The organism is Jiangella mangrovi, assembly GCF_014204975.1.
Taxonomy (GTDB): domain Bacteria; phylum Actinomycetota; class Actinomycetes; order Jiangellales; family Jiangellaceae; genus Jiangella; species Jiangella mangrovi.
The window spans coordinates 3,216,990-3,227,753 of sequence record NZ_JACHMM010000001.1; the positions used below are offsets into that span (position 1 = coordinate 3,216,990).

The 10,764-nt window shown below is 72.5% G+C and carries 7 protein-coding genes; 3 read left to right on the forward strand and 4 right to left on the reverse strand.

The features are described 5' to 3' along the window. The first annotated feature begins 58 nt into the window (after positions 1 to 58). On the forward strand, positions 59 to 3,202 hold the full coding sequence (locus HD601_RS15025; RefSeq protein ID WP_184823110.1) for a glycosyltransferase: 3,144 nt from the start codon (positions 59 to 61) through the stop codon (positions 3,200 to 3,202). A gap of 137 nt (positions 3,203 to 3,339) precedes the next feature. Here the strand turns inward: HD601_RS15025 and HD601_RS15030 are convergent, their stop codons facing one another. Continuing rightward, on the reverse strand, positions 3,340 to 4,509 hold the full coding sequence (locus tag HD601_RS15030; RefSeq protein ID WP_184823112.1) for a hypothetical protein: 1,170 nt from the start codon (positions 4,507 to 4,509) through the stop codon (positions 3,340 to 3,342). A 79-nt stretch (positions 4,510 to 4,588) separates the two neighbouring features. Between HD601_RS15030 and HD601_RS15035 the strand changes: the two genes are divergently transcribed. Beyond that, the gene (locus HD601_RS15035; protein ID WP_184823114.1) at positions 4,589 to 6,007 is read left to right on the forward strand and encodes a glycosyltransferase family 2 protein; all 1,419 of its coding nucleotides are present in this window, start codon (positions 4,589 to 4,591) and stop codon (positions 6,005 to 6,007) included. Between the two features lie 27 nt (positions 6,008 to 6,034). Here the strand turns inward: HD601_RS15035 and HD601_RS15040 are convergent, their stop codons facing one another. The 3 genes from HD601_RS15040 to HD601_RS15050 form a co-directional block, all read right to left on the reverse strand. Continuing rightward, entirely contained in the window at positions 6,035 to 7,084 is a 1,050-nt protein-coding gene (locus tag HD601_RS15040; protein ID WP_184823116.1) for a class I SAM-dependent methyltransferase, read from the reverse strand. Between the two features lie 54 nt (positions 7,085 to 7,138). Further along, complete coding sequence (locus tag HD601_RS15045; RefSeq protein WP_184823118.1) at positions 7,139 to 8,224, reverse strand: glycosyltransferase; 1,086 nt, start codon at positions 8,222 to 8,224, stop codon at positions 7,139 to 7,141. Positions 8,225 to 8,570: 346 nt separating this feature from the next. Further along, complete coding sequence (locus HD601_RS15050) at positions 8,571 to 9,893, reverse strand: glycosyltransferase (protein WP_184823120.1); 1,323 nt, start codon at positions 9,891 to 9,893, stop codon at positions 8,571 to 8,573. 70 nt (positions 9,894 to 9,963) lie between these two features. Here HD601_RS15050 and HD601_RS15055 point away from each other — a divergent pair, with 70 nt between their 5' ends. Next, positions 9,964 to 10,617, forward strand: coding sequence for a TetR/AcrR family transcriptional regulator (locus HD601_RS15055; protein WP_184823122.1), 654 nt, complete (start codon positions 9,964 to 9,966; stop codon positions 10,615 to 10,617). Positions 10,618 to 10,764 lie beyond the last annotated feature (147 nt).

The window sequence follows — 10,764 nt, forward strand, 5'->3', positions numbered from 1 at the left end:
ACTTGGGTCCGAAGGCCTGATGCACCAGGGTCATGATCGTTCCCGAGGAGTTCGTGGCATGAAACTGCCGGTCGGCAGGGTTCGTCGTCTGGTCAAGAAGGTGCTGCCGCAGGCGTACCTCGACGATGTCGCCCGGCGGCGTCGCATCGCCGCGGCCATCCGGGCCAGCGGGCTCTTCGACGAGGCCTGGTACCGCGAGCAGCTGGATGCGCCGATCCCGCCGGGCGTCGACCCGGTCGACCACTACGTCACCCTCGGCTCGGCCACCGACGTGTCGCCGAACCCGTGCTTCGTCAGCGAGTGGTACCGCGACCACCCCGACAGCCCCAAGAAGCTCGACGTCGCACCGTTCGTCCATTACGTGAACCGCGGCATCGCCCGGGGGCTGTCTCCGCACCCGCTGTTCGACCCCGCGTTCTACACCGAGCAGCACCCCGGCGCCGCCGACCACCGCGGCGGGCCGCTCGGCCACTACCTCGAGACCGGCTGGAAGACCGGCGCGCAGCCCAGCGCGGCCTTCGACGTCGAGGTCTACACCACCACCGTCGGCGACGTGCAGGGTCCGCCGCTGGCCGACTTCGCCCGCCGCACCCGCAGACTCATGCTCGAGACCCGCGGCTGGGAGCACCTGCCGCGCACCGCCGACACCTTCGACCACGACGCGGCGCAGGCATTCAAGCGCGACGTGCTCGCCGCGTACGCGCAGCTCCGCGAGGAGCCGCCGCTGGTCACCGTCGTCATCCCGACGAAGGACCGTCGCGAGGGCGTGCTCGCCGCCATCGACTCCGTCCTCGCGCAGTCGTACCGCACCTGGCAGCTGATCGTCGTCGACGACGGCAGCACCGACGGCACCGCCGAGGCAGTCGAAGCGCTGGACGACGAGCGCATCGAGCTGATCCGCCGCGAGCAGGCCGGCGGCGTGTCGGCCGCCCGCAACGCCGGGCTCGCGCAGGCGCGCGGCGACTACGTGGCGTACCTCGACTCCGACAACCTATGGGAGCACGACTTCCTCGAGGTCATGGTCGCGTTCGTGCGGTCGCGGTCGCTGCGGTTCGGCTACGCCGTCTCGGAGCTGGTCGAGGAGAAGAAGAACGGACGCACCGGCTACCGGTCGCTGCAGTTCAACCGCGAGGCGCTGGTCGAGCGCAACTTCATCGACTGCATCGTCGTCCTGCACGAGCGCTCGCTGCTCGACGAGGTCGGCACGTTCGACGAGCACCTGCGCCGCAACGTCGACTGGGACCTGTTCATCCGCATGTCGGCGGTCACCGACTTCGAGCTCGCGCCGTTCATCGCCACCCGCTACGACGCGTGGGAGGAGCGCAGCGACCGCATCACCATCAACGAGCTGTTCGGCTACCGCTTCGTCATCCGCGCCAAGCACCTGATCGACTGGGATGCCGTCGACGCGGGGCTGTCGTCGCGCGCGGCCGGCTCGGTCTCCGTCGTCATCCACGCCGGCAACGACGCCCATGAGGTCACGGGCACCGTCGAGCGGCTGCTCGAGGTCACCGAGAGCGACGTCGAGGTGGTCGTCGTCGACGCCAAGGCGTCCGAGGCCGAGGCCATGCGGCTGCAGTTCCTGCCCATCCGGTTCCCGCGCGTGCGGGTGCTGCGCCAGACCCAGCGGCTGTCGACGGAGCTTTCGCGGACCATCGGCGCGGCGCAGGCCACCGGCGAGACCATCGTCTTCCTCCCGCCGGACGCCTGGGTCGAGGAAGGCTGGCTCGAGCCACTCACCGCCGCACTGGCCGACGGTGCGGCGGCCGTCCAGCCGCAGGTGCTGCTGCGCGACGGCACGGTGTGGTCGGCCGGCGTGGCGTTCGCGCGGGGCGCCCACCCCCACAACCTCTACCGCCGCTTCCCCGGCGACGCCCCCGAGGCGGTCGCGCCGTCGACGCCGTCGGGCCTGTCGCCCCTCGCGCTGGCCGTGCGAGCCGCCGACTTCGCCGCCGTCCGCGGTTTCGAGCCGCTGTTCGTCAACGACATCGACAACGCCGACCTCAGCCTGCGGCTCGCCCGGCAGACCGGGCGGCCCCTGAGGTACGAGCCGGGGGCGCTGGTCGCGCTGACCGAGACCCCGGAGCGCCGCACGACGGCATCGGCCACCACCACCGCGACGGACAACCAGGAGCTGTTCACCGGCCGCTGGAAGGACACCGTCGGCCAGGACGACGTCGCGGTCTGGGGCGGGCACGGCTACACCATCGTGGGCTACGACGGCGAGGCACCGACGCACTGGGGGTTCGACCCCATCGTCGTGCGCGACCGCGCGCAGCGGCCGCTACGGTGGGCGATCAAGATCGGCGCACCCGACGTCACCCGGCGCACCAACTGGGGTGACTGGCACTACGCCATCGGTCTCAAGGAGGCGCTGGAGCGGCTGGGACACGAGGCCGTCATCGACTCCAAGCGCGCCTGGTACCGCCCGACCTCCCGCTTCGACGACGTCGCGCTGGTGCTGCGCGGGGTCAGCGTCTACACGGTGAACCCGCAGCAGATCAACCTGTCATGGGTCATCAGCCACCCCGAGCGGGTCACCCGCCGCGAGCTGGCCTCGTACGACGCCGTCTTCGCCGCCTCGACCCGGCTGGCGCGACGCATGTCCACCGACCTCGGCGCGCCGGTCCGGCCGCTGCTGCAGGCGACCGACGCTCACCGCTTCCGTCCGGTGCCGCCCGACCCCCGCCGCCGCCACGACGTGCTGTTCGTGGGCAACGCGCGCGGCATGCGGGCGTCCGTGGGCGCGGCGCTGGCGGCAGGCATCGTGCCGTCGGTCTACGGCGTGCGCTGGCGCGGGCTGCTGCCCGAGGGCGCCTGGCTCGGCGAGTACCTCCCCAACGAGGACCTCCCAGCCGTCTACGCCGGTGCGGGCGTCGTGCTGAACGACCACTGGGAGGACATGAAGGCCGAGGGCCTGATGTCCAACCGGCTGTTCGACCTGGCCGCCTGCGGGGCGCGAGTCGTGACCGACGTGGTTCCGGGCGTCGACGAGGTCTTCGGCGACGTCGTGCTGACGTACACGACGCCGCAGGAGCTGGCGGCGGCGGTGAACGCGCAGCTGGCCGAGACGCCCGAGCGGGCGGCGGCTCGCGAGAAGCTGTCGGAACTGGTGCGGCGGGAGCACTCCTTCGACGCCCGCGCGGAAGAGCTGGTCGAGACGGTGCGCAAGCTGCACGCCGAGCGCGAGGCCGCCCACTAGGAGTGTCTGACGGATCAATGGGTCCGCGGCCCCGGATCCCGGTTGATCATGGAGGCGACCGCGAGGGAACCTGATCACGAACAGGTAGGAAGGGGTCGATCCGTCAGACACTCCCCAGCCGGCTCGGGCCGGGTTCGTCAGGCGGTGCGGGCGAAGTAGGACGCGTACCCCGGGTCGACTCGGCCGGTGCCGGGCACCTGCCGCCCACCCGCCCGCAACGCCGCCTCGACACCGGCAGCGTCGCGGACCACCCGCTGAACCCCGAGGTCGTGGATTGCGTACCCGTCGTCGCCGACGTCGGCGGTCGCAGCGGCACCGTCCAACGAGTCCAGGCCCAGCGACAGCAGGTCGGCGGGCGAGCCGAGCACCGTCGCGGCCGTCAGCGACGACGCGGGCCGCTCGCCGGCCGGGCCGTCAGCGCGCACCGTCACGTCCAGCGCCGGCAGGAAGGTCCGTCGCACCACCGCGCCGCTCACGGGGAGCTGGCCGTAGCCGCGCCCGAGCACGAGGTCCTCGATGTGTTCCGGCGCGTAGCCGAACCCCGGGGACGGCAGCGTCGCCAGCTCCGTCGCGCACGTCTCCAGTGCTCTCCGCCGCGAAGCCGCATCGGACGCGACCACGACCGTCAGCGCCGGCCAGGTCTGGTGCCGCAGGTCGCGCAGCAGAGCGGCGTCGCCGGGGGGAACGACGGCGGTGACCGACGGCGGCGAGGAAGCGACCCCCGCGGCAGCTGTCGCGGAGCGCAACGCGGCGCGCCGGGCCGCGACCGACCAGCGCTCGCGCCGGTCCGGGTCGGCCAGGATCGACGGCGTCGAGCCCATCACGAGCGAGCCGAGAGCCGGTCCGAGCAGTCGCCGGACGACGAGCGGCAGGTCCGGCGCCAGCACCGGGACGCCGCCCACCAGCAGCTGGCGCAGCAGCCCGGCCAGCTCGACCGGGCCGGCGGCGTCGCCGAACGGCACCCGCACGCCGGCGTACGGGCGCAGCGCGGCCAGCTGAGCGGCCGACACCGCGGCCGGCCGGTTCAGCGAGAACAGCCGCGTGCGACCGTCATAGAACCGCAGGTCGCCGGACGGCCGCGTCCGCAGCTCCACTGTGCGGCGCGGCGAGGATCCCGCACCGTCATCCTCGAAGGCGTCGAAACCGGCGGGGGAGACCAGCGTGGTGTTCACCGCGGGCAGCGGCGCCGCGACGATGGCGCTCGCCGCCGCACTCAGCGCAGACGGGTCGAGTACGGCGAGACCGGCCCAGTCCGGGACGAACGGGTCGGGGATCGCTGCTGGTCGGAGGTCAGTTTTGGTCGGCATCACAGGGCCCGGTAGGTTCTCAGCGTGTCGCCGCCCGGTGAGCGGCGACCCCACCCTACCCGGCTGCAGCGGAGGAATGATGTCGACCACGGCCCCGACGCCGGTCGCCGTCTCGCGGCAGGAATGGACCACCGTCGCGGTGCCCGGCCTCGGCACCTGGACGCCCATCCTGACCGTGACGGTGGTGCTTCCGGCGAAGGACTGCCAGGACGAGCTCGACCTCACCCTCGCGGCGCTGGCGGCGCAGACGTACCCGGCGGAGCTGATGGACGTCATCGTCGTCGACGACGCGTCGGCCGAGCCGCTGCGGCTGCCCGCGATCCGCCCCGAGCGCGCCCGCATCCTGCGACTGCCGGCCGGCGACGGACACGGCTCCGGCCGCGCGCGGCACGCCGGGGCCGAGGCCGCGACTGGTGACATCGTGCTGTTCCTCGACGCCGACATCGTCGCCACACGCACGCACGTCGAGGCGCACGCCCGCCGGCACCACGCCGTCGCCGACGCCGTCGTGCTCGGGTACAAGACGTTCGTCGACTTCGACGGCATCACGCCCGAGGACGTCGTGGCCGCCACCCGCGACGACACGTTCGACCAGCTGCTCGACGGGCGCAAGCAGCGGCGCCATGCCTGGGTCGAGGACTTCATCCGCGACGCCGACCGGCTCACCACGTTCGCGGACGACACATTCATCGCCGTCGTCGGGGCGAGCGTCTCGGCCCCGCGCGCGCTCTACGGCGAGAGCGGCGGCTTCGCGACCTTCGGCCTGCGCGGCATCGTCGACACCGAGTTCGGCTATCGCATCTTCACCGCCGGCGGCGTGGTCGTCCCGGAGCCCGAGGCCCGCAGCTTCCACCAGGGCGCCCGCAACTTCGCCACGCGCGGCGACGAGATCAAGCGTGAGCGCTCCGGCCTGGCCGCCAACCACCTGCCGATCCCGCTCTTCCGTCCCTCCGACGTCGGGCGCATGTGGCGGGTGCCGGTGGTGAACGCCGTCGTCGACGCCACCAGCGGGACGCCCGAAGAGGTGCAGATCACCGTCGACAGCATCCTGGCCTCGGCCTACACCGACCTCGTCGTGACGGTGTCGCCCAGCAAGGAGCTGCCGCGCTGGGTCGAGGACTACTTCGCCGCCGACGCGCGGGTCCGGTTCGCTCCCGACCCCGTGCGCACTGGTTTCCCGGCGCCGTTCTCGCTGGTGGTGCCGGCCGGCGCGGCGATCGGCCGGTCGGCGGTGGGTACCCTGCTCGCGCTGTCCGGCTCCGAGGGGGTGGGGCTGGTGCGGGCGACGGTTTCTGACGAACCCGGCCCACCGGTCGAGCTGTGGGCCACCCGCGCACTGCATCGGTCCCGCCGCAACACCGGCGCCGACGGTCTGGACGAGACCGCGCGGCGGCTGTTCGGTGTGCACTGGGTCAGTGGCGCGGAGATCGGCGTCCGGCCCGCCGTCGTCGCCGTCACCCAGCAGGGCATGCTCCGCGACGGGTCCATCGCGGGCTGACGGAGGGGCGCGGCCCCGCGCGAGCGCTCAGTCGCGCGTCGCGGTGAAGAAGCGGGTCCGGCCGACCAGCCCGTCGTCGGTGAGCCGGACCCCGTCGGCCCCCTCGGCCAGCCAGTCGGCGGCGACCTCGGCCTCGTCGGGCCGCTCCACGTCGTCGAGGGCGACCAGGGCGCCGTCGTCGAGCGCGGACGCCAGCAGCGGCAGCGCGGGATAGCGGGAACGCGGACCCACGCTGCCGGGCGGGCCGTCGACGAAGAGCAGGTCGATGCCGCGCAGGTCGGACCACGCAGACGCCGCGTACCAGTCGTGCTTCTCGCCGCCGACGGTGACCGGCTCGAGCGGCGCTTCCCGCACCTCGGCGACGCCGTCGAGTCCGTGCCGGGCCAGTGCGTCGCGGGTGCGGGCGGCATAGCGCTCGTGGTGCTCGAGTGCGACGACGCGGCCGCGGCCGGCGCGCTTGCAGGCCAGCGCCAGCCAGACCGTCGAACCGCCGCTGCCGCACTCGACGATCAGCGCGTCCTGCGGGAGCCGGCGCACCAGGGACGCCAGCCGGAGCACGGTCTGCGGCGAGGCGGCGAACCCGCCGAACACCGGGACCTCGTCGTCGGCGCCGAACATCGCGTAGAGGTTGGCCAGCGCCGACAACTCGCCGAGCTGGCGCTCGGTCAGGGTGGCGTGCAGGTCGGTGCGGAGCTCGTCGTGCAGCGAGATCAGCTCGTCGTGCCGGACGGCGGCGTCGACCCGCTGGGCGCCGATGATGGCGGCGAGTGGCCCGCCCGACGGGTCGTTCTGCCGGGTCGCGATGGCCTCGACGGTGGTCGCGATGGTCCGGGTGGCGGCGCTCAGCTCCTTGAGCTGCTTCTCGAGCTTGCGGGCGCGCTGCTCGGACTCGCGCGCACTGGCCCCGACGACGACCAGCCCGACGAGGGCCAGGCCGAGCAGCAGGGCGATTGCCGCCTGGGCGAGGCTGCCGCCGTCGGCGACGATGACCACGGCGACGACGACCGCCGCCACCGCCCCGGCCAAGCCGAGCAGGGGCCAGCGGGAGCCGAGAAGCGCGCGAATCGCCCGGTGCATCGAATCTCCGTGGTAGGTGGTGTCCGGAAGGTGAAACTGTACCGACGCGGCGGCTCAGCGCGAGGTCGCGTGGGCCAGCTTCTCCAGCGAGTGGACGAACAGGTCGGCGTCGGCGTCCCAGCTGTAGTGCGCGATGACGGCCGCGCGCCCGGCCTCGGTCATGCGCCGTCGTTCCGCGGGGTTGGCTTGGAGCTCGCGCACGGCCGCCTCGGCGGCGTCGACGTCGCCGAACGGGACGACGGTGCCGCAGCGGTGCCGCATGATCAGCTCCGCCGACGCCGGGTTGGGCGTGCTGACGACCGGCAGCCCGTGCGCCATGTACTCGACGATCTTGGTGGGACGGGAGTGCGCGTAGTTCGGTTGCTCGTGCAGCAGGCTGAGCCCCGCGAGCGCGCCCGGCAGCATCGTCAGGGCCTCGTCGTTGGGGACGAACCCGTGCCAGACGACGGCGCCGTCGGCCTGGGCGGCCTCGATGACGGCGGCGCAGTCGGCGTCGGCCGGCCCGACCAGGTGCACCTGGATCTCCGGCGCCAGCCGCCGGCCCAGCTCGACGAGGTCGAGGGCGCCGCGGGCCGCCGTCAGCCGGCCGAGGTAGACGACGCGGTCGTCGACGGGCACGCTGACGTCGTCGGGGATGGCGACGCTGTTACGGACGACGGTGTGCTCCTTGCGGAAGCGGCCGGCGTAGGACTCCTCGGCGAGCAGCAGCGGCATGCGCCGCTCCGCGCTGCGCTCGATGGCCCGGATCAGCGCCGCCCCCGCGGGCCGGGTGAACCGCGGCAGCCACGGCTTCATGCGTAGCGCGGCGGCTGTGTCCTCGTGCACGTCCCACACCAGACCCGGCACGTCGAGGCCGACGGTGGCCAGCACCAGCTCGGGGTCGTGCATGAGGACGATGTCGTAGTCGCGGCCGTGCCGCTTCAGCAGGCGGCGGGCCGTGCGGACCGCGAGGAACCGGTGCCGGCCCTGCGAGCGCGGAATGTCGACGACGGCCAGGTCCGGCGGGATGGCGCGGCCGTAGTCGGTGAACGGCGCCGCCAGTGTCACCTCGTGCCCCGCGTCGCGGAGGGCGACGATCTGGCGATGCCTGATGCGTGCGTCTTCCGGGTCGTGGACGACGGTGAGGACGAGAACGCGCATGCCGCTAGCCGGCCCGCCCGCTGACTTCGAGTCGTTCGCCCACCTTGGTCCCCGAATTCCCATCCACGCCGTCACATGAAGATGACGCCGCTACCTACTGGTGCGGTTGCACCGCGTCACCGTCGGACCTCGGGCACCCTCCGAGGCCGTCGGCCGCCCCAGGCGGCGCTTCCCGTGGATCCTACAGCAGCACAAAGTGAGCTTCATGAGACGTTGATCTCCAATGGATGATCGCCACAGCTGCCGGGCTGAATTGTCGATATTCAGCCGCCGGAGCTGCCGGCATCCGGCAGCGAGTTCGTGCCGCATGGTGTCCCGGCCCCCCGTCGCGGGACACCATGCGGGTTCAGGGGGTGACCGCGAGTCCGGTCGGGTCGCCGCCGGAGCCGCTCGTGCCGGTCGGGTCGCCGTCCACCAGATCGGCGATGATGCGCTCGAGCGCCGCGACTCCGGGTGCCGCCGCGATCTGCTCGCCGACGACGGCGCTGGCGGCCCGGTAACGGGGGTCGGCCAGGACGGTGCGGACGGCGTCGACGATCCGCTTCGAGTCCGGCTGGTTCGTCCGCAGGTCCACTCCGGCGCCGGACCACGCCACCCGCGCCGTCACCTCGATCTTGTCCTCCGTCTTGCCCGCGACCACGAGCGGGACGCCGTAGGCCATGGCGTAGTGGACGCCGCCGTAGCCTCCGTTCGTCACCATGACATCGGTGCGCGGGAGCAGCTCGTCGTACGGCAGGTAGCTCGCGGCGCGGGCGTTGGCGGGCAGCGGCGGGAGGGTCTGCGGATCGCGGCCGCCGGCGCTGACGACGACGAACACGTCCTCGTGCTGCAGCCCGGCGAGGGCCGGCCCGACGAGCTCGTTGAAGTCCTGGTTGGCGAGGGTCCCCTGGGTGACGTGCACGACCGGCCGGCCGCCGTCGAGCTCGTCCCACCAGCCGGGCTTCGGCTGCTCGCCTGCGATGGGTCGTGAGACCGGCCCGACGAAGTGCAGGTTCTTCGGCGCGGGGTCGCGGGGATACTCGAAGGCCGGGACGCTGAACTGCACGATCGCGTCGGCCGGGACCGGCCAGTTCATGACGAACTCGCGACTCGCGCTACGCCGCGTCCAGTCCTTCTGGACCGGCGCGAAGACGACCTTCTCGGCGAGGGCGTGGAGGGCGGCGTTGCGGATTCTGCCGGTGAGGCCGTTGCGGGGTGGGAGACCGAGGCCGTACGGCGCGGTGTTCCGGCTCTTCTGCGGCAGCGGGACGATGCCGAGGTAGACGAGCGGCGGCCTGGTGGCTCGTGGGCGGGTGGCGAACGCGCCGGCGGCGAGGAACAGGCTCTCGGCGAGGACGGCGTCGGTGTGTTGGGTGCTCAAGGCGGCGTCGACGGCGTCGAGCTGGGCTGCGAGCGGGGCCAGGAACACCTTCGTCATGTCGAACCGCATCGCCTTCGGCCCGGACAGCGCGGCCCGGCCGGGGAACGCCCCGTTCATGTCCCGGTCGTCGTAGTCGGCTTCCGCCGGGAGGGCGAGGTGCTGAGCTCCCGCGTCCTCGACGGCGGCCCGCCAGCGCTCGCCGGTCAGGAACCGCACCCGGTGTCCCTGTTCGACGAGATGCCTGGTCACAGCCAGCAGCGGGACGACATGCCCGTGGATCGGGGTGGAGCAGATGAGCACGGACAGCATGCGGCGACGTCCCCCCGGCGTATGTTTGGATTCGTTGGAGAGTATTGACTACCTCAGGAGGCAAGTCAAATTGGCAGGTTCGGCGGAAGGCAGGCGGGCCTACCACTCGGAGCTGCGCGCGAGGCAGGCTGCGGCGACCCGCCGGGCCGTGCTGGCGGCCGCGGGGACCTGCTTCAGCTCGCAGGGCTACGCGGGCACGTCACTGACCGACATCGCCCGCGAGGCCGGCGTCTCCGTCGAGACCGTCAAGGCGGTCGGCCCGAAGCGCGATCTCTTGTTGTCCGCGTTCCACCAGGCCTTCACCGGGTCGGACAGTCGCGACCTGATCGCCGAGAAGGACGTCGGGCTCGAGCTGCTCTCCATCTCGGACGGTGACGAGTTCCTCGCCGCCCTGGTCGACTTCCTCGCGGCCGCGAATGCCGCCTCGAGCCGGCTGTGGCGGGCGTTCACGAGCGCCGCGAACTCCGACCCCGCGCTGGGGGAGGCGCTGCGCGAACACATGGAGCGGCGGCGGGCGGACTGCGGGCATGCCATCGACGCGCTGGCCGCACGGGGGATGGTGAAGAGCTCGGCGCAACGAGAGGTGCTGGTCGAGACCTACACCTACCTCGTGGCGCCCGAGACCCACGAACACTTCGTCCTCGACGCCGGCTGGACCCAACAGGACTACCGCGACTGGCTCGAACGTACCTTGCGAGCCGTGGTGCTCGGGAGCGGGTTCTGAGCGCCAACCGGCCGCAACGATGGATGTCGATCAGATCGATGTCCAGGTCTCGTCCTGACGACTGCGCTCGTCGTCGATGTTCGGTCTGCCCGACCTGGGGCTTAAGGTTCGGGGGGTGAGGTTCGGCGAGCGTAGTCTCCTGGAGGT

Excerpts from the sequence above, each read along its gene's own strand:
- HD601_RS15040 (WP_184823116.1), bottom strand. The coding sequence starts at position 7,084 with ATGCACCGGGCGATTCGCGCGCTTCTCGGCTCCCGCTGGCCCCTGCTC.
- HD601_RS15035 (WP_184823114.1), top strand. The coding sequence starts at position 4,589 with ATGTCGACCACGGCCCCGACGCCGGTCGCCGTCTCGCGGCAGGAATGG.
- HD601_RS15025 (WP_184823110.1), top strand. The coding sequence starts at position 59 with ATGAAACTGCCGGTCGGCAGGGTTCGTCGTCTGGTCAAGAAGGTGCTG.
- HD601_RS15045 (WP_184823118.1), bottom strand. The coding sequence starts at position 8,224 with ATGCGCGTTCTCGTCCTCACCGTCGTCCACGACCCGGAAGACGCACGC.
- HD601_RS15050 (WP_184823120.1), bottom strand. The coding sequence starts at position 9,893 with ATGCTGTCCGTGCTCATCTGCTCCACCCCGATCCACGGGCATGTCGTC.
- HD601_RS15030 (WP_184823112.1), bottom strand. The coding sequence starts at position 4,509 with ATGCCGACCAAAACTGACCTCCGACCAGCAGCGATCCCCGACCCGTTC.